Here is a 17,530-nt window from a genome sequence, read left to right as displayed (position 1 = left end):
GGCTCGGCGCTATGGCCGGGCCCGGAACGATGGTCATCGCTGGTCGATGAGTCGAATCATCTCGATGAAGAGATCGCCGGAGATTTGCAGTGAGCGGGCGCTGATTTTGTCGATGGTGTCCTGCGCGTTGTGGTGGTAGCCGTCGGGCGAGGAAGCAGTCCACGGGCCGTAGTGTGCATCGATGACATCGAGCACAGGCACGCCGCGTTTAGCAAAGGGAAGGTGGTCGTCCTGCTCGTCTTCGCTGTACTTGAAGATGTGGGAAGAGTTGCCTGTGTTCTTCGCTGCGGTCTTGAGCGTGTCGAGCAGCCAGGGCGTGGAGTTGGTGACGCGATCGATGTTGAGATCCTTGTCGCCGATCATGTCCGCAACCATAAACGCCTTGATCTTGCCGAGGGTGCCGTCGCGCGACCATTTGGCGGCGAGATGGCGCGTGCCGTAGAGCGAGTCGGCGTCGGACCACTCGGACGAGATGGACTCCTCACCGTCGTCGAAGACCAGCCAGACTGAGTAGCCCTGCGGCGGATGCGCGCGCAGGTAGTTGCCCAACTCGATGAGCAGAGCCGTGGTGCAGGCCCCGTCGTTCGCGCCGACGAAGTGGATGTCCTTCAGCGGGTAGTTCGTCTCGTAGTGGCTGGCGATGACGATGATGCCGTCTTTTTTGCCGGGGAATTTGGCGATGTAGTTGGTCATCGTCAGCAGGCCGGCTGGCGTGTTGGCGGAGAAGGTGTCAGCCTCGAAGTTGCCTTTGGCTGCCTCGGGCTTGAAGTGGTCGCGGATGAACTGTTCCGCTTTGGCGTGGCCGGGGCTGCCGATCCATCGCTGCGGTGCAACGGCGAGAAGCTGCTCGGTGATCCGGTAGGCAGCTTCTCCGCTAAAGCGTGCGGTGGATTTTTGCGCTTGAGCTGTGGGGACGAAGAGAAAGGAAAAAAGCAAAGGCAAAAGCGAAATGCGGGGGTTCTTCCCCTTCGGCAAGCTCAGGGTCAGAATGGCAAGCGTCTGGCGGTGGGCGACAAGCGCCTTGGCGCGAGAGAAGATCGTCATGCGGCTTTGGCTTTCCGTGCTTTGCGGCGGGCTGGGTGGACGATGAAGGCGGCGAGTACGCCGAGCATGTAGAGAATCAGCATGGGTGCGGCGAAGATACACATGCTCAGCGGATCGGGCATGGGGCAGATGATGCCCGCCACGATGAAGATGACAAGAATGGCATAGCGAATGTGCTTCAGCAGAAACTTCGCGTCCACGATGCCGAACAGCGCCAGAAAGAACATGAGGATCGGCAGCTCGAATGTCACGCCCAGCCCGAGGACGATGGCCAGAAAGAAGCCCGTGTAGTCGTCGATGGTGAGGATGGGATGGAACCTGTGTGCAAAGCCGTTGATGAGAATGTCGAGCGCGCCGGGGAAGACGTAGTGGTAGCCGAACCACGCTCCGCCAAGGAAGAGGAGGATGGTTGTGAACATGAACGGCAGCACGTATCGCTTCTCATTGGCGTACATGCCGGGCGAGATGAATCGCCATATCTGGTACAGGATGAATGGCGAGGCGAGGATAGCGCCGCCGTAGAGCGCCGTCTTGATGTAGAGGTTGAGTCCGTCGGTGGGGTGCGTGAAGTTGAGCGGGATGCCCAGCTTATCGAGCGGCGCCTGCACGATGCCATAGAGACGCTCGCGGAAGATCCACGCGATGCAGAAGCCGACAGCGAGGTAGCCGACGGAGTGGAGCAGGCGCTTGCGCAACTCTGCGAGGTGCTCCATCAGGCTCATGCCAGGCAGCTCTGCGCGGTCACTGACTGCAGAGCGCACGTTGTCGATCAGATCAGCCATGCAGTGCCTCGGTCGCGGGTTCGGATGTGCTTGGAGCGGCTGTTTCTGGATCGGAAACGCGCGGGATCGAGTCGAAGGCTGCGGAGACTGACTGAGTTGCAGGCGAGCTGGCAACGGGGAGTCCGGTGTCGGGCGGCATCATGCTCAGCTCGCCCGAGGTAGCGATGGGCACGGTGTTGAACTCTTCAGGCGGAAGCTCGTGCGGGTGGCGCTCGATGGGCTCTTCTTCGAGTGAGCCCTCTTCGCGTGCGCCGTCTTCGTGTGGCGGCGCGATGGTGTTCTCGTCTTCGGAGGCCGCCGTCACAGGCGCGGCAGCTTCCATGGCGGCGATCTTCTTCTGTTGTTCGGCTTGTTCGGCGAGGCGCAGCTCGTCCTCCATCTGCATACGGAACTCGTTGGAGGCGCGGCGGAACTCGGCCATGAGCTTGCCCAGTTGGCGGGCGAGTTCGGGCAGCTTCTTCGGGCCGAAGATCAGCAGCGCGATGAAGAAGATAAAGATGCTGTCCTGAAAGCTGGGCATACTTAAGAATCAATGATACGGCTTTGGCGCAGGGCGAACAAATGAAGGGAGTGCGTGGGCGCTCGTGTAAAATCAAGGTGTAAGACGCTTTGCGCAGAGCAGGCGGAAGCAGGCGAGAATCTGTATCTTTCCGGTCGGATGTTCGTCTAAAGAAGTACCGGCGGCCACAGGCTGCCCGGCGAAGAAAAGATTGCAACACCCCCGTGGATTGGGTGATGGCCGAGAGGCCGGCACAGCGAGTCCACTGCAATCTTGAAGTTTGATGCTTTCAACATCCCCGTCTCAAGGGAGAAAGGCAGCGCGAAGCTCGCGGTGTCCGGCGCCCTGGTAGAGACTGAAGGCGGAGTACGGTGAACGATCTATTGGATGAGACCGCGGCATTGGCCGCGGCGTCAACTGAAGCCATGGGAGCGGTGTGCTCGCTCGACAACTATCTTGCACAGCCTGACCACACGATGGATGCGCGCATCGCGGCGGCGCGCGCAAAACTTGGCAAAGACGCGGTGATTCTGGGACATCACTATCAGCGCGACGAGGTCATCCGTTTTGCCGACTACACCGGCGACAGCTACAAGCTGAGCAAGGTGGCTTCGGAGACGAGCGCGAAGTACATGCTCTTCTGCGGCGTCCACTTCATGGCAGAGACGGCTGAGGTGCTGGCGCAGCCGTGGCAGCAGGTGATTCTACCCGACTTGAATGCAGGCTGCTCGATGGCCGACATGGCAGAGATTGGCCAGGTCGAGGACTGCTGGGACGCGCTCGAACGCGCAGGGTTAACCGGGACCGGGGATCAGGAACCGGGGACCAGTCCGGCTGGCTTGATCCCTCTGACTTACATGAATTCTGCTGCGGCGATCAAGGCGTTTTGCGGCGAGCGCGGCGGACTGGTCTGCACGTCATCAAACGCGCGCGGAGCGTTCGAGTGGGCGTTTGCGCGAGCGGAAAAGATTCTGTTTCTGCCCGACCAACATCTCGGGCGAAACACCGCCTTTGCAATGGGGATTCCTTTGAGCGAGATGGCGGTGTGGGACCCGTACATGATCAACGGCGGCCTGACGGCGGAGCGGCTGCGTTCGGCGAAGGTGATTTTGTGGAAGGGGCATTGCTCAGTGCATCAGCGGTTCCTGCCCGAGCATGTAGACCGCGTGCGCCGCGAAGAGCCGGGGATGCAGGTGATCGTGCATCCGGAGTGCCGGTGGGAAGTCTGCCAGAAGGCCGACGCGATCGGCTCGACCGAGCGAATTATCAAGGTGATCGAGGACGCCCCCTCTGGCGCAAGCTTTGCTGTGGGCACGGAGATTCATTTAGTCAACCGGCTGGCGAAGCGGTTCGCGCCGCTGGGCAAGCGCATCATCACGCTCGACGATGCAGGCTGCCTGTGCACGACGATGTACCGCATCTCGCCGCAGCATCTCGCGTGGGCACTGGAAAATCTGGTCGAGGGCCGGGTGGTCAATCGTATCCAGGTGGATGATGATGTAAAGCAGTGGGCGCGCGTGGCGCTCGACAGAATGCTGGAGATCAAGGTTTGAACAAGACGTTCACATTGGCCGAAGCGCAGACGATGCTGCCGGTCGTCGAAGCCCTGCTGAAGCGGGCACAGGCCGCAGCAACGCGGGCCGCTGAGATTGAACTGGAGATGCAGATGCTTTCGCAGAGGATATTTCTCTCCGGAGGCTTGCACGTGGATGTCGTCGCAGCCGCACGCCGCCGGGCTGAGCGCGAGAAGGCGATGCAGGAGGCCAAAGACACGCTAGCCGAGTTCGAAGCGATCGGCGTGTTGTTGAAGGACCTTGAGAAAGGGCTGCTCGATTTTCCCTGCGTGGTGGATGGAAAGACAGTGCTGCTCTGCTGGAAGCTGGGCGAGAAAGAGATCGGCTACTGGCACTCTGAGGATGATGGATTCGCGGGCCGAAAGCCGCTGGACGCGCGGTTTGGAAAGCCGGAGCGCGAGCGGCTGAACTGATCGATGAACGGACCCGCACATCGAGCATCGTGCTCATTTTGGGAGCAAGTCTGCGCCCGGGGCAGGTTGCTTGCCCGGATACCACTGCGGCTTCCATCCTGTATTGGCGAGCCAGCGGATCGGAGCAACCATCGATTGGATGGCGCGGTCCATGTGTGCGAAGTCGATCCTGCTCAGGTCATCGCTCGGTTGGTGATAATCCTTGTGCAGGCCGAAGCTGGAGACGGTCTGGGCGATGATGCCTTTGCGCGCCAGCGCATAGTTGTCGGAGCGTCGGAAGAAGTGCTGGGCCGGGTGCGGGTCGTTGATGAGGCTGGCTCCGTGCTTCGCCAGCGTTGGTCCCAGGTCGGTGCGGTCATAGCCGGTCAGCCATAGTGTCCCCTCGGGCACGGCAGGGTCAGGTCGGCCAATCATCTCAAACTCCAGGTTGATGACGATGCTGGTGAGCGGCACGGGCGGATGTTCAAGAAACGCCCGGTTGCCATAGCCGCCAATCTCCTCCGAACCGAAGAGCGCGAAGATGATGGTGCGCTTCGGCCGCTTGCCCGTGGCAAGAAGATGTGCGAGCGTCAGCACGGCGGTCGTGCCGGAGGCGTCGTCGTCGGCCCCGTTGTAGATGTCGTCGCCGTTGACCGCAGGGCCAATGCCCAGGTGGTCCAGGTGCGCGGTCAGCAGAATCACCTCATTGAGGTTCGCTGTGCCGCGCAGAATACCGATAGCGTTCCAGGTCTCGGTACGCGGCCCGTCCGGATACTTCGAGAGATATTTCTGCACTCGCTCCGGAAGCGGGTCGGGCAGTTTTGTCTTCTGGAGAAAGGTGCCGTTGTCGCCGCCCGGTTCAAGGCCGAGTGACTGAAATTGCGCGGCGGCAAAGAGCGCGGCAATGTGCTCGTCGCGCGTGGCCGAGCCTCTGCCGTCGAGCGCATCGTCGGCAAGGAAGTCCATGTCGGCGTGGACCTCGCGGTCGAGCGTGGAAGATGCTGAAGCCGTTTTCGATACAGATGCGTCGAATGGATGAGCCGCCTGTGCACGTGGCGCTGCCGTCGTGACTATCGCAAGGATCGAGGCCAGTGTGATGAAGCGGAGACGTGCAAGGGGCCGTTTGGACATTGGCAGATTATAGACGGGCATCCGGGGTAATCTTGAGCGGAGACTTCTGTGGAGCGCGATTGTGAATAGGAGTATGTCGATGCCGTGGCGCGTAGCGAAGATGTGGGCGAGAGTCATGGCCGTCGCGACGCTGCCGTTCCTGGCCGGATGCACCGGCTTCTTTCCGCCAGTCAATGGAGGAGGCGGTGGAGGCGGATCGACCGGAAACTACGTCTACGTCGCAAACGCCAATCGCAGCTCGATCAGCGGTTTCTCCATCGGTGCAGGCAAACTGACAAAGGTCGCCAACTCGCCCCTCCCGCTGGGCTATACGCCGGTGGCGATGGCGGTGACGCCCTCGAACAGCTTTCTGTATGTTGCCGGGCCGTTGAGCATCAACGTCTATGCGATGAATGCGAACGGTTCGCTCACGGTCCCCACAAACGGCAGCACGGTTGCGAGTGCCACCGTGGTGTCGCTGGATGTGTCGCCGGACGGCAAGTGGCTCTTCGGGCTCGACGGCTTCCAGCAGGTGCTCGATGTCTATGCCATCAATACCTCGACCGGAGGTTTGGCCGCGGTGGGCAATCCGCAATATCCAGTGACCACGGGCGCGTGGGTGCCGCGCATGGTGCGGGTCTCGCCCAACGGCGCGCTGGTCTTTGCCGCACTCGGTACGGCGGGAGACGCGGTGTTTACGTTCAATTCCACGACCGGAGTGGCGACGTGGAGCCAGTCGCTCACGTTCAATACTCCAACCAGCGATAACGCGCTGGCGATCGACAGCAACTCGGCATATCTGTACGTTGCGAGAAGCGGCGTCGGGCCTGGGGTGGCGGTCTACTCCATTGGCACGGGCGGAAAGCTGACGCCCGTGACAGGCTCTCCCTTCGCTGCCGGAACGCAGACGTACTCCGTCGTGCTCAATAAGGCGGGCACTGATGTTTACGCGGCCAACCGCGGCGATTCGACGATCTCGGGTTACGCCATCGGAGCGGGCGGCCTGCTGACTCCGCTTGCCGGTTCGCCCTACAAGAGCGGGTTGCAGGTGACGTCGCTGGGCATCGATTCGAGCGGCAAATACCTGCTTGCGGCAGCCAACGGAGGCACTCCCGATCTGACGATGTACGGATTCGACGCGACCACGCCGGGCAGACTCGATTCGCTGACCAGTGCCTCAACAGATACCGCTCCGTCCAATCCGGTTGCCGTTGCGTTGACCCATTAGCGCGCGGTTGCGTCCTACATGCACAGGACATTGCGCAGTCCGGTCGCGTCGCCATTACGATAGTGATGTGACAAGTCATGTAAAGCGGAGATTTCGGGCCATCGCTTCTTTCTTCCGGCAGTTCGGTTCTGACAACATTGGGCGACGCGGACGCTTGCCTCGCTGTGCGGCGGTTGTGCTTCTCTGCGTGGTCTGGGCGACGAGCGGCTGCTCGCGCTTCCATCGCCGCGCGCCGGCCGAGTACGTGTATGTGACGGCGAAGCAGACTTATCTCCGCGACCGCGTGGCGGCGGTCTCGAACCGCACGGCGACCGTCGAGAACGGCGAGAAGCTGAAGGTGCTCGAACACGGACGCCGCTTCCTGCGCGTTCAGACGGACAAAGGTGAGCAGGGCTGGATCGACGAGAAGATCGTAGCCACGCAGCAGGTCTACGATCAGTTTGGCGCTCTGGCAGCGCAACACAAAAACGACCCGACCGTCGCAACCGGTGTTGTCAGCGACGACGTGTATCTGCATATCACGCCAGGGCGCGAGGCCGAGCGGTTTTACCGCCTGCAGGAAGGCGACAAGCTCCAGTTGTTGAAGCGCGCGACGCTGCCCCGGCCCATCCCCTCGTGGATGCAGCCTGCGGCAGACGCCAAAAAGGCAGAGCCCGCCAAGCCTGCCATGGAAGACTGGTGGCTGGTGCGCGACCAGCGCGGCGAGACCGGCTGGATGCTCAGCAGGATTATGAACGTGGATGTGCCTGAGGCCATCGTCCGCTACTCCGAAGGCCAGCGCGTAGTTGGGGCTTATGTGCTCACGACGGTGAACGACCCCGACGCTCCCGGCGACAACAAGAACATCCCCGAGTACCTGACTGTGACTTCGCCGTATGAGGCCGGTCTGCCGTATGACTTCGACCAGTCGCGCGTCTTTATCTGGAACATCAAGAAACACCGCTACGAGACTTCATACCGCGACAAAAACATCGAAGGCTACCTGCCGGTCACGATCAAGATGGCCGCCGACCCCAACGGCAAGACGCCGGACTCGAGCGCCCCCGCGCCGACGTTCAGCTACCGTGTTTTGTCGGCGGATGCCGCGCCAGTCGTCCCGGACCCAACGACCGGATACATCGTTCCGGGCCAGACCCTCGTCAAGACCTTCCGGCTGGAGGGCAACCTCGTGCGCCGGGTTCTGCCGCCGGGCACCACCGCTCCGGCAGAGGCGCATCCGACCCCGGTTCAGAAGAAACCAGCCAAAATACGCAAGCGACGATAATCATCCCGATTGCGCAAGGCCTTCAGGCGTAGAAGGCAGCTACCGCTTCGACGACGGTCTGCTGCTCATCTTCGCGGAGTTCAGGGAAGATGGGCAGGGCGAGCACCTCGTCGGCGGCGCGCTCGCTCTCCGGGAAATCTCCCTGCCGATAGCCGAGCCCGGCCAGACTGGTTTGCAGGTGGAGCGGCACCGGGTAGTAGATCTCGCTGCCGATGCGGCGGTCGGTGAGGAACTGGTGAAGCTGATCGCGTCGCGGGGCACGAATCACATATTGATGGAAGACATGCGTGGCGCGCGGATCAGTGAAGGGCAGTACGATGCCTTCTGCCGTATTGGCGGCGGCAAGGCCCGCGCGGCGGAAGAGGCTGTCATAGCGTGCGGCAATCAGGCGGCGCTGCTGGTTCCAGTGGGGAAGATAGCGGAGCTTCACTTCGAGAACTGCGGCCTGAATGGAGTCCAGCCGCGAGTTCCATCCGATCTCGTCGTGGTAGTAGCGGCGCTTCATGCCGTGGGCCCGGAGCACGCGCGCGTGGGCGTCGATGGTGGGCGTAAGTGTAGTGACGAGTCCGGCATCGCCCATGGCGCTCAGATTTTTGGTGGGGTAAAAGCTGAAAGCGGCCGCATCGCCGAGCGCGCCTGCTGGCGTGTCGTTCCAGGTCGCTCCAAAGGCCTGAGCAGCATCTTCTATGAGCAGCAGATTGTAGCGGCGTTTGAGCGCGATAAAGGCATCCCAGTCGGCGCACTGGCCGTAGAGATGGACAGGCAGGATCGCCCTGACGTTTGCGCCCGCGGGCGACTGGAGGAGCGTTTCCACCGCTCGTGCGGAGAGGTTAAAGGTCGCAGGGTCGATGTCGGCCAGCAACGGCTTCGCCCCGGCGCGAAGAATCGCGCTGACCGAGGCGAAAAACGTGAAGGGCGAAGTGATGACGACATCGCCCGGGCCGACGTTGGCGGCGGCCAGCGCAAGCCAGATGGCGTCCGTTCCGCTGCCGCAGCCGATGGCGTGCGGCGCGTTGCAGGCAGCAGCGGCGGCGCGCTCGAAGGCGGCAACCTGCGGGCCGAGGATGAACTGCTGCGATTCGCAGACCGATTCGATGGCATGAAGCAGCTCGCCGCGGATGGACTGGAACTGGCGGCTGAAGTCAAGCATGGGAACGGGTTCGGCTACGCGGACAGGCACGTCTTGAATGGTATATCGTAGGATGTCGGGACGGAGACGAGCAGCGGGCAATTTTGCGTCCAATGCCATTTGGCTACGTCTAACCATGAGTGCAACGCATACCCGGGCAGACTGCGATAAGATCGGGAAGTTGCTAAATCAAGTAGATGGTCGTATTGTTGACAGTCTTGGCTTCCAATCCTGCGGTTTTGCGGACTGAGACTGCTGTGAAGTGGATGGGGTACGGCAAGACCTTTTTATTTTGAAGGACATTACAAATCAAGGAGATCGGCGCCATGGATTCAAAGCCGGCACAGAACATTCAGGACACTTTTCTCAACACAGTCAGAAAAGACAAGAGTCCGATCACGATCTATCTGGTCAGCGGAGTGAAGCTGACGGGAAAGATCCGGTCGTTCGACAAGTATTCCGTGCTGTTGGAGAACAACAGCCAGGAACAGTTGATCTTCAAACATGCGATCTCGACCGTGGTGAGCGGACGCGCGGGAGTCCACGCGGAACCGCGTCAGGATACACGGATCGGCATGAGCCACCCTGTGGCTGCCTCGGCTGGCGTTGCGACGCAGGAAGCTACGGGAACGCAGGGTCACTAACGAGTTGGCAGAAAACCACCGGAGACCGCCGATGCCCGGACAACGACCTGGTCTGGTTGCGGCACAGGCGGAGGTGTCTTCTGCTGCGCGCAGGCGAGAGGCTGACCGTTTTCGCCGGGAGCGTGCCGTGTTGGTCGCGGTGGAGTTTACCGGCGAACGCCGCAAGCTGACTGCGGCTGTTCGGCAGGCGCGCCGCGCTGCCGAAGTGTCAGCGGGCGCGAATCACGAGAGTTCCGTCGCACGGTCTCATGAGGCTGACCTCGACTTCGAGGCTTCGCTGGCGGAGTTCGAGGAGCTTGCCCGCAGCGCCGGAGCGGAGGTTGCGGCCACGCTGGTGCAGCGCCGCGCTCGGCCCGATGCGGCCACACTGGTGGGTCAAGGCAAACTGGACGAGATTGAAGGCGTCGCGGCTTCAACCGATGCCGACCTTGTGCTCTTCGACCACGACCTGACCCCCTCCCAGTTGCGCAACCTGGAGGCGAGACTCCCCTGCCGCGTCATCGACCGCACACAATTAATTCTGGACATCTTCGCCCGCCACGCGCGGACGCGCGAGGGCCAGTTGCAGGTCGAGCTGGCGCAACTACAGTATCAGTTGCCACGCCTCGCCGGACGCGGCAAGGCGATGAGCCAGTTGGGCGGCGGCATCGGTACCCGGGGCCCGGGCGAGACGCAGTTGGAGACTGACCGGCGGAAGATCAACCTCCGCATCGACCATGTTAAGGGGCAACTGGAGTCGGTGCGACGGGTTCGGCGCCAGCAGCGGCAGCGGCGCGAGGCCGTGCCGGTCCCGGTGGTCACGCTGGTGGGCTACACCAATGCGGGCAAGAGCACGCTGTTCAACGCCCTGACCGAGGCTGGGGTGCTCGAGTCATCAAAGATGTTCGCCACGCTCGACCCGAAGCTCCGTCAACTGACGCTGCCTTCGCGTCGCAAGGTGCTGCTGTCGGACACGGTCGGTTTCATCCGGAACCTGCCCCATACGCTGGTAACGAGCTTTCGCGCGACGCTCGAAGAGGTCGAACGTGCCGAGTTGCTCCTGCACGTGCGCGACGCCTCAAGCCCAATGATGGACGAGCAGAAGGCGCAGGTCGAGCGTGTTCTGAGCGAACTGGACGCGGCCGGAAAGCCTATCATTGAAGTGTTGAATAAGATCGACCTCGTCCCCGAAGGGACGCTGAAGATCAGACCGGGGACCGTGGCCGTCTCTGGACTGAAACGGCAGGGGTTAGACGAGCTGCTGGCCGCGATTGATGCCGCGCTGGTCAGGGACCCGCTGGCCGAGGCGACCTTCCGGCTGCCGCAGTCGGAGGGCAGGGTGATGGCGGCGCTTGAGGCCGGAGCGGTGGTGCTGGAGAAGCGGTTCGCGGGGAACCTGGCGTATGTGCGGGTGCGCGGAGCGGCGTCGCTGCTGGACCGGTTTCGGAGCTTTCGGGAGCGTGGCGTTGAGGAGCGTTCGGCGGTGAAGAAGCGTCCTTAAGTAGCATAGGCCGCCTGAGGGGGAGCGGAGGTGGTGTCCCCGATCACGCAGCCTATGTGACCCAGAAATTAGGGTCCGGGTGGTGTATCTATTGTAGCCGATTTCCTGCGAAAGTCAATGAAAGTCGCAGGCAGACAGGGCCGAAAGGCGCAGATCAATGGGACTCGCGGAGGGGGAAGCAGGGACGTTCGGAGATCGATTCACCCGTTCGATAATCGAATTATCGAGGTTTGACACGTTCGCAAACGCTTTGCTAAAACTAGACGTACCGCAAACTTCAAGCCAGACATACGCGCGGACGTTTCACTAAGATGTATGCTCGTGTGAAACGTTGGCTAGAGGACTATCTGAACGGCTTCGGCCACCCCATTCATGGACGAGATACTGCATCAACTCGGCGAACTTGTGCTCGGCTCTGTGCCGACCATGGTTCTTTTTGTGCTGCTGACAGCAGCCTATGGCGTGCTGGTGAAGCGACCCTTGGAGCGTGTGCTGGCCGAACGGCGGGCCAGGACGCAGGGCGCAGTCGAGCAGGCGCGTGGCGCAATGGCTACCGCCGAGGCGGAGACCTCGGCTTATGAAGAGAAGCTGCGTCAGGCCAAGCGGGAGATCTTCGAGGCCCGCGAGCAGCGGCGCAAGCGATGGAATGAAGAGAGAGAAGCTGCGCTGGCCGAAGTCCGGTCCGAGGCGCAGCGACGTATTCAGGGTGCGCGGCAGGAAATCGAGCGGAGCGCCGCCGATGCCCGCGCGAAGATTGAAAGCGTCAGCGGCGAGCTGAGCTCTCTGGTGCTCGGAGCCGTGCTGCCTGCCGAGCCGGTGGCAACGGAGGTGGCGCAGTGAGTCTTCTTCGCATCAAACGACTTTTGCCCGTGCTGGTGATGGCCGGAGCAATGTTTGTCTCTGTTCCGCAGGTGAGGGCGCAGGCCCCGGCAACCGCCACCAGCGTCGATAGCGGAGACAGGAGCACGCCCGAGGCGCAGTCTCCCGACAAGAATAAGCAGGAAGAGAACGAGAACGAAGCCTATCGGCACTCGGCCATGGTGCGGTTTCTTGGGGCGAAGCTCGGCTTGAATGCGGAGCAGGCCGCAACGGCCTTTTCGCTGTTCAACTTTGCCCTGCTGGTCATCGGCGTGGGCTGGGTGCTGCTGAAGACTCTGCCGAAGATGTTCCGCGACCGCAGCTCGGCGATCCAGAAGCATCTGGTCGATGCGCGCACGGCGACTGCGGAGGCGAGCGCGCGGCTGAGCAGCGTCGAGGAGCGGCTGGCGAAGCTCGATGGACAGATTGCCGCCATGCGGTCACAGGCGGAAAAGGATGCCGTACTCGACGAGCAGCGCATCAAAGCGGCGGTCGAGGACGAGAAGCGGAAGATTCTGGATGCGGCCGAGCAGGAGATCGCTTCGGCCACGGTGCAGGCGCGGCGCGAGATACAGCAGTATGCCGCTGATCTGGCAATTGACCAGGCGGCCAAGAAGCTGGTCGTGACCGCGGAGACCGACCGCCTGCTGGTGCAGAACTTTGCCCGGCGGCTCACGGGTACGGACGCAAAGGAAGGGCATAACTAATGTCAGTCCTTGCGTTGCGATATGCCCATGCATTTGCCGATGTCGTCCAGTCGCACCGGCTGGACGCCGCCGCCGTTGAGCGGCAGCTTGGCGACTTCAATGCCACCCTTGCCGGGAGCGACGACCTGCGCGAGGTGTTGATGAACCCCTCGATTCCCCGCACGCAGAAGCTCAAGGTGCTCGACGCGATTGCGCGGCGGTTGGAGATGGCGACCGAAGCGCGGAATTTTCTGGCTGTTGTCATCGACCACCAGCGGCTGGCCGAGCTAAGCGACATGCTGGCGGAGTATCATGCGGTTGCTGATGAGCAGTCGGGTCTGGTCGAGGCCGAGATTACCAGCGCGCACGACCTGAACGCCGAGGACCGCGCCGAGTTGGAGTCGCAGGTGGAAAAGTTGGCAGGCGGCCGCGTCCGAACGACCTATCGGCAGGATGCCGCTCTGCTGGGCGGCGCGGTGGTGCGGATCGGCTCGACCGTATACGACGGCTCCATCCGGGCGCAGTTGCAGCAACTGAAAAAGAGGCTTGTGAGCGCGTAAGATTCTCGGGTGGGCGCAGCCGGAAAAAGTTCAAGACAGAGACGAGTAGAAGGAAGACATGGCACAGATCAAGGCGGATGAGATAACGGCGCTGCTGCGCGACGAGATTGAGAACTACGAGCAGCGCATTCAGGTGGACGAGGTCGGCACGGTCATCTCGCTGGGCGACGGTATCGCCCGCGTACACGGCCTCGACAAGGTCATGGCCGGCGAACTCATCGAGTTCCCCCACGGCGTGGCCGGGCTGGCGATGAACCTCGAAGAAGAGCAGGTCGGCGCGGTGCTGCTGGGCGACTACACCGAACTCAAGGAAGGCGACCAGGTCAAGCGCACCGGCCGCATCATGTCCGTGCCCGTTGGCGAGGCCCTGATTGGCCGCGTCGTCAACGCGCTGGGTCAGCCTATCGACGATAAGGGGCCGATCAACACCGACACCTATCTGCCGGTCGAGCGGCTCGCTCCCGGCGTGATCGACCGCCAATCAGTGCGTGAGCCCATGGCGACCGGCATCAAGGCCATCGACACGATGATTCCCATCGGCCGCGGACAGCGCGAACTGATCATCGGCGACCGCCAGACTGGCAAGACGGCCATCGCGCTCGACACCATCATCAACTCTGCCAAGAACAACCTGATCTGCATCTACTGCGCCGTCGGACAGAAGCGTTCCTCCGTTGCGCAGGTCGTGCAGACGCTCGAAGAGTACGGTGCGATGGCCTACACCATCGTTGTTGCGGCGACCGCCTCCGAACCTGCTCCGATGCAGTATCTCGCTCCCTTTGCCGCGACCGCGATGGGCGAGTACTTCCGCGACAACGGCAAGCATGCGCTGGTCATCTATGACGACCTCTCGAAGCACGCTGCCAGCTACCGCGAGATTTCGCTCCTGCTGCGCCGTCCGCCGGGACGCGAGGCATATCCGGGCGACGTCTTCTATCTCCACTCGCGCCTGCTGGAGCGGTCCTCCAAGGTCTCGGACAAGCTCGGCGGCGGCTCGCTGACCGCGTTGCCCATCATCGAGACACAGGCGGGAGACGTTTCGGCGTACATCCCCACCAATGTCATCTCGATCACCGACGGCCAGATCTTCCTCGAAACCGATCTGTTCAACTCCGGTGTGCGGCCTGCCGTGAACGTTGGTCTCTCGGTCTCGCGCGTGGGCTTCTCGGCGGCCATCAAGGCGACCAAGCAGGTCGGCTCAACGCTGAAGCTCGACCTCGCTCAGTACCGCGAACTCGCTGCCTTTGCGCAGTTCGGCTCCGACCTCGATAAAGTGACGCAGCAGCAGTTGAATCGCGGCGCGCGCTTGACGGAGCTGCTGAAGCAGCCGCAGTTCCATCCGCTCACCGCCGAAAAGCAGGTGGCGATTCTCTTCGCAGGCGTCAACGGGCTGCTCGACGACGTTGAGGTCAAGGATCTGCGCGCCTTCGAGGACGGCTTCTATCCGTACCTCGAATCCACCGCACCCACCATCCTCACCGACATCGCCACCAAGAAGGCGCTCGACGACGACATCAAGGCGCGCCTGACCTCGGCGATCAAGGACTACAAGGCCGGTTTCCTGGCCGATCGCAAGGACAAGAAAGAGGCGGTTGCTCAGTAAACCATGGCAAACGTACTCGACTTACGGCGTCGCATCCGCAGTGTGAAGAACACGCGGCAGATCACGAAGGCCATGAAGATGGTGTCGGCGGCCAAACTGCGCCGTGCGCAGGAGCGCGCGCTCCAGGCGCGGCCCTATGCGCAGATGCTGACCAGCGTGCTGGAGTCGCTGGTGCGCCGCACGGACCTGTTCAACAACACGACCGGCGACGTGATGCATCCGCTGCTGGTCGAGCGTGAAGAGAAGAACGTGCTCGTCGTCGTGGTCGCGGGCGACAAAGGTTTCGCCGGTGCGTTCAACTCGAACATCGTCAAAGCTGCGCAGAGCTTCATCAACGAGCGCCGCGGGCAGGGCCAGAACATCGACATCGAGCCAATCGGACGCAAGGCCCGCGACATATTCCGCAAGCGTTATCCGGCCGCAGTCTACGAGCGAAAAGAAGAGCACTACGACAACGACCTGGCGACCCACATCGAAAATATCCGTCACCGTGCCGAGCCTATCGAAGTGACTGGCGACCACTCGGGCCTGCTCCAGAAGATCGGCTTCGACGAGGTTGCCGAAGTCAGCCGCTCGATCGTCGAGCGTTATACGGATTCAGAGATCGACGCGGTCTATCTGGTCTACAACGAGTTCAAGTCAGTCATCTCGCAGCGCGTCGTCGTTGAAAAACTGCTGCCCATTCGCAAACTCGGCTCGCACGAGATTACGGCCGCCGAAGAGATGACCGACGAGCAGATTGAAGCGGCGGCGCGCGCGGCCCAGACCTCGGGCGTCAGCGTAAATGAGCCTGAGTCATCCGAGATCGACGCCGAGGCGAAGAAGTTCGGCACCTCCGAGGTGGACTACATCTTCGGCGCGGACCCGGAGCGGCTCTTCCGCCACCTGATGCCGCGCTATGTGACGACGCAGATCTTCCACGCGTTGCTCGAAAGCGTGGCCGCCGAACACGCCGCGCGCATGACCGCGATGGATTCGGCCACCAACAACGCAGGCGAGATGATCGACGCACTTTCGCTCACCATGAACCGTGTGCGCCAGGCGGCGATTACGAAAGAGATTATTGAAATTGTGAGCGGCGCGGCCGCTTTGTAATTACGAAAGAGACTTATGGCAGAGAACATTGGAAAAGTGATTTCGATCAGCGGACCGGCCGTTGACGTTCAGTTTGAAGAAGCGAAGATGCCGCCCATCTTCCAGGCGCTCAGGATCGTCAGCGACGGCTTCGATGTGCCGGATCCGCTCGACGTCGTCGTCGAGGTGCAGCAGCATCTTGGCGAAGGGCGCGTGCGCTGCATCGCCATGGTGGCCACCGAGGGCATGGTGCGCGGCATGAAGGCCATCGATACCGGCGCGGGCATCTCGGTGCCGGTAGGGCGCGAGACGCTGGGCCGCGTGCTGAACGTGCTCGGCGAACCGGTCGATGAACTTGGCCCGGTGAACGCGAAACTGCGGATGCCGATCCACCGTCAGGCTCCGGCGTTCGACGAGCAATCGACCTCGGAAGAGATGTTCGAGACCGGCATCAAGGTCGTCGATCTCATCCTGCCGTTCCTCAAGGGCGGCAAGATTGGCCTCTTCGGCGGCGCGGGCGTAGGCAAGACCGTCGTCATTCAGGAGCTGATCAACAACGTCGCCTCGAAGCACGGCGGCTTCTCCGTATTCGCAGGTGTAGGCGAACGCACGCGCGAAGGCAACGACCTGTGGCACGAGTTTCAGGAGTCGGGCGTTATCGACTTGAAGGACCTGCCGAAGAGCAAGGCGACGCTGGTGTATGGACAGATGACCGAGCCGCCAGGTGCACGTCTTCGCGTGGCGCTGACGGGCCTCACTGTTGCGGAGTACTTCCGCGATAACGAGGGCGCGGATACGCTGCTGTTTATCGACAATATCTTCCGGTTTACGCAGGCGGGCTCCGAGGTTTCGACGCTGCTGGGTCGCATGCCTTCGGCTGTGGGCTACCAGCCAAACCTGGCGACGGAGATGGGCGAGTTGCAGGAGCGGATTACTTCGACCAAGAGGGGTTCGATTACCTCGATTCAGGCCGTCTACGTTCCTGCTGACGACTTTACCGATCCGGCGCCGGCGACGACGTTTGCTCACCTCGATGCAACGACTTCGCTCTCGCGGCCGCTGTCGGAGCTGGGGATTTATCCGGCGGTCGATCCGCTGGCTTCCACTTCGCGGATTCTTTCGCCGCGTGTGGTTGGACAGGAGCACTATGACGTGGCGCAGGGCGTGAAGAAGATTCTGCAGCGGTATAAAGATCTGCAGGACATCATTGCGATTCTTGGTATCGACGAGCTTTCGGAAGAGGACAAGGTCACGGTTGCGCGGGCGCGCAAGGTGCAGCGGTTCCTTTCGCAGCCGTTCCACGTGGCCGAGATCTTTACCGGGATTCCTGGCGCTTACGTCAAGGTTGAGGATACGATTCGCAGCTTCCGGGAGATCATCGAAGGCAAGCACGACGAGATTCCGGAGCAGGCGTTCTATCTGAAGGGCGGCATCGACGATGTGATTGCCGCGGCAGAGAAGATGAAGCAGACGGCTTAGAACAGCTTTTAGCCGCTAGCCTTTAGCTTTTAGCTTGAGTGCTGCGGCCGCAGATGGAATGGATCGGGATCTTATACACTCAGCCCTTGGCTAAGGGCTAGAAGCTAGAAGCTAAATGGCAGAT

General features: G+C 61.8%; 17 protein-coding genes. 12 read left to right on the top strand and 5 right to left on the bottom strand.

The window, feature by feature from the left end:
- Positions 1–33 precede the first annotated feature (33 nt).
- From VFU66_RS03925 to VFU66_RS03915, 3 genes are read right to left on the bottom strand one after another with little or no spacing between them, the layout of a single operon-like run.
- Positions 34–1,044 (bottom strand): M28 family peptidase, encoded by a 1,011-nt coding sequence (locus tag VFU66_RS03925; RefSeq protein WP_326444931.1) that lies wholly within the window; start codon positions 1,042–1,044, stop codon positions 34–36.
- Complete coding sequence (gene tatC, locus VFU66_RS03920; RefSeq protein ID WP_326444930.1) at positions 1,041–1,826, bottom strand: twin-arginine translocase subunit TatC; 786 nt, start codon at positions 1,824–1,826, stop codon at positions 1,041–1,043. Before tatC ends, VFU66_RS03925 begins: the two co-directional genes overlap by 4 nt.
- A complete protein-coding gene (locus VFU66_RS03915; protein WP_326444929.1) occupies positions 1,819–2,346 on the bottom strand; it encodes a Sec-independent protein translocase subunit TatA/TatB in 528 nt (175 codons plus the stop codon). The genes tatC and VFU66_RS03915 overlap by 8 nt, the downstream gene beginning before the upstream one ends.
- 350 nt (positions 2,347–2,696) lie before the next feature.
- Between VFU66_RS03915 and nadA the strand changes: the two genes are divergently transcribed.
- Both nadA and VFU66_RS03905 read left to right on the top strand, forming a co-directional pair.
- Positions 2,697–3,878 (top strand): quinolinate synthase NadA, encoded by a 1,182-nt coding sequence (nadA, locus tag VFU66_RS03910; protein WP_326444928.1) that lies wholly within the window; start codon positions 2,697–2,699, stop codon positions 3,876–3,878.
- On the top strand, positions 3,875–4,312 hold the full coding sequence (locus VFU66_RS03905; RefSeq protein ID WP_326444927.1) for a DUF2203 domain-containing protein: 438 nt from the start codon (positions 3,875–3,877) through the stop codon (positions 4,310–4,312). Before nadA ends, VFU66_RS03905 begins: the two co-directional genes overlap by 4 nt.
- A 33-nt stretch (positions 4,313–4,345) precedes the next feature.
- On the opposite strand, the gene VFU66_RS03900 is transcribed toward VFU66_RS03905, so the two are convergent.
- Complete coding sequence (locus tag VFU66_RS03900) at positions 4,346–5,422, bottom strand: M28 family peptidase (RefSeq protein WP_326444926.1); 1,077 nt, start codon at positions 5,420–5,422, stop codon at positions 4,346–4,348.
- A gap of 79 nt (positions 5,423–5,501) precedes the next feature.
- Here VFU66_RS03900 and VFU66_RS03895 point away from each other — a divergent pair, with 79 nt between their 5' ends.
- Positions 5,502–6,629, top strand: coding sequence for a lactonase family protein (locus tag VFU66_RS03895; protein WP_326444925.1), 1,128 nt, complete (start codon positions 5,502–5,504; stop codon positions 6,627–6,629).
- Between the two features lie 154 nt (positions 6,630–6,783).
- Positions 6,784–7,893, top strand: coding sequence for an SH3 domain-containing protein (locus VFU66_RS03890; protein ID WP_326444924.1), 1,110 nt, complete (start codon positions 6,784–6,786; stop codon positions 7,891–7,893).
- Between the two features lie 22 nt (positions 7,894–7,915).
- Here VFU66_RS03890 and VFU66_RS03885 read toward each other — a convergent pair whose 3' ends face one another.
- Complete coding sequence (locus tag VFU66_RS03885; protein ID WP_326444923.1) at positions 7,916–9,043, bottom strand: DegT/DnrJ/EryC1/StrS family aminotransferase; 1,128 nt, start codon at positions 9,041–9,043, stop codon at positions 7,916–7,918.
- Between the two features lie 305 nt (positions 9,044–9,348).
- On the opposite strand from VFU66_RS03885, the gene hfq reads away from it, so the two are divergent.
- From hfq to atpD, 8 genes are all read left to right on the top strand, one after another.
- The gene (gene hfq / locus VFU66_RS03880) at positions 9,349–9,666 is read left to right on the top strand and encodes an RNA chaperone Hfq (protein ID WP_326444922.1); all 318 of its coding nucleotides are present in this window, start codon (positions 9,349–9,351) and stop codon (positions 9,664–9,666) included.
- Between the two features lie 31 nt (positions 9,667–9,697).
- Positions 9,698–11,146, top strand: coding sequence for a GTPase HflX (gene hflX, locus VFU66_RS03875; RefSeq protein ID WP_326444921.1), 1,449 nt, complete (start codon positions 9,698–9,700; stop codon positions 11,144–11,146).
- 372 nt (positions 11,147–11,518) lie between these two features.
- Positions 11,519–11,986, top strand: a complete 468-nt coding sequence (locus VFU66_RS03870; RefSeq protein ID WP_326444920.1) for a F0F1 ATP synthase subunit B — start codon at positions 11,519–11,521, stop codon at positions 11,984–11,986.
- Positions 11,983–12,711, top strand: a complete 729-nt coding sequence (locus VFU66_RS03865) for a F0F1 ATP synthase subunit B (RefSeq protein WP_326444919.1) — start codon at positions 11,983–11,985, stop codon at positions 12,709–12,711. The genes VFU66_RS03870 and VFU66_RS03865 overlap by 4 nt, the downstream gene beginning before the upstream one ends.
- A complete protein-coding gene (gene atpH / locus VFU66_RS03860; protein WP_326444918.1) occupies positions 12,711–13,250 on the top strand; it encodes an ATP synthase F1 subunit delta in 540 nt (179 codons plus the stop codon). The genes VFU66_RS03865 and atpH overlap by 1 nt, the downstream gene beginning before the upstream one ends.
- A 58-nt stretch (positions 13,251–13,308) precedes the next feature.
- Complete coding sequence (gene atpA, locus VFU66_RS03855) at positions 13,309–14,853, top strand: F0F1 ATP synthase subunit alpha (protein WP_326444917.1); 1,545 nt, start codon at positions 13,309–13,311, stop codon at positions 14,851–14,853.
- Between the two features lie 3 nt (positions 14,854–14,856).
- Complete coding sequence (locus tag VFU66_RS03850) at positions 14,857–15,948, top strand: F0F1 ATP synthase subunit gamma (protein ID WP_326444916.1); 1,092 nt, start codon at positions 14,857–14,859, stop codon at positions 15,946–15,948.
- Positions 15,949–15,963: 15 nt separating this feature from the next.
- Positions 15,964–17,406: a F0F1 ATP synthase subunit beta gene (gene atpD, locus VFU66_RS03845; RefSeq protein ID WP_326444915.1), complete on the top strand. Its 1,443-nt coding sequence runs from the start codon at positions 15,964–15,966 to the stop codon at positions 17,404–17,406.
- Positions 17,407–17,530: the final 124 nt, after the last annotated feature.

Source organism: Edaphobacter sp., from assembly GCF_035763405.1.
In the GTDB taxonomy this organism is placed as follows: domain Bacteria; phylum Acidobacteriota; class Terriglobia; order Terriglobales; family Acidobacteriaceae; genus Edaphobacter.
The sequence above is the reverse complement of the archived record's forward strand: the minus strand, read 5'-3'. Positions and strand labels throughout refer to the sequence as shown.

Excerpts from the sequence above, each read along its gene's own strand:
- VFU66_RS03925 (WP_326444931.1), bottom strand. The coding sequence starts at position 1,044 with ATGACGATCTTCTCTCGCGCCAAGGCGCTTGTCGCCCACCGCCAGACG.
- tatC (WP_326444930.1), bottom strand. The coding sequence starts at position 1,826 with ATGGCTGATCTGATCGACAACGTGCGCTCTGCAGTCAGTGACCGCGCA.
- VFU66_RS03915 (WP_326444929.1), bottom strand. The coding sequence starts at position 2,346 with ATGCCCAGCTTTCAGGACAGCATCTTTATCTTCTTCATCGCGCTGCTG.
- VFU66_RS03900 (WP_326444926.1), bottom strand. The coding sequence starts at position 5,422 with ATGTCCAAACGGCCCCTTGCACGTCTCCGCTTCATCACACTGGCCTCG.
- VFU66_RS03895 (WP_326444925.1), top strand. The coding sequence starts at position 5,502 with ATGCCGTGGCGCGTAGCGAAGATGTGGGCGAGAGTCATGGCCGTCGCG.
- VFU66_RS03885 (WP_326444923.1), bottom strand. The coding sequence starts at position 9,043 with ATGCTTGACTTCAGCCGCCAGTTCCAGTCCATCCGCGGCGAGCTGCTT.
- hfq (WP_326444922.1), top strand. The coding sequence starts at position 9,349 with ATGGATTCAAAGCCGGCACAGAACATTCAGGACACTTTTCTCAACACA.
- hflX (WP_326444921.1), top strand. The coding sequence starts at position 9,698 with ATGCCCGGACAACGACCTGGTCTGGTTGCGGCACAGGCGGAGGTGTCT.
- VFU66_RS03870 (WP_326444920.1), top strand. The coding sequence starts at position 11,519 with ATGGACGAGATACTGCATCAACTCGGCGAACTTGTGCTCGGCTCTGTG.
- atpH (WP_326444918.1), top strand. The coding sequence starts at position 12,711 with ATGTCAGTCCTTGCGTTGCGATATGCCCATGCATTTGCCGATGTCGTC.
- atpA (WP_326444917.1), top strand. The coding sequence starts at position 13,309 with ATGGCACAGATCAAGGCGGATGAGATAACGGCGCTGCTGCGCGACGAG.
- VFU66_RS03850 (WP_326444916.1), top strand. The coding sequence starts at position 14,857 with ATGGCAAACGTACTCGACTTACGGCGTCGCATCCGCAGTGTGAAGAAC.
- atpD (WP_326444915.1), top strand. The coding sequence starts at position 15,964 with ATGGCAGAGAACATTGGAAAAGTGATTTCGATCAGCGGACCGGCCGTT.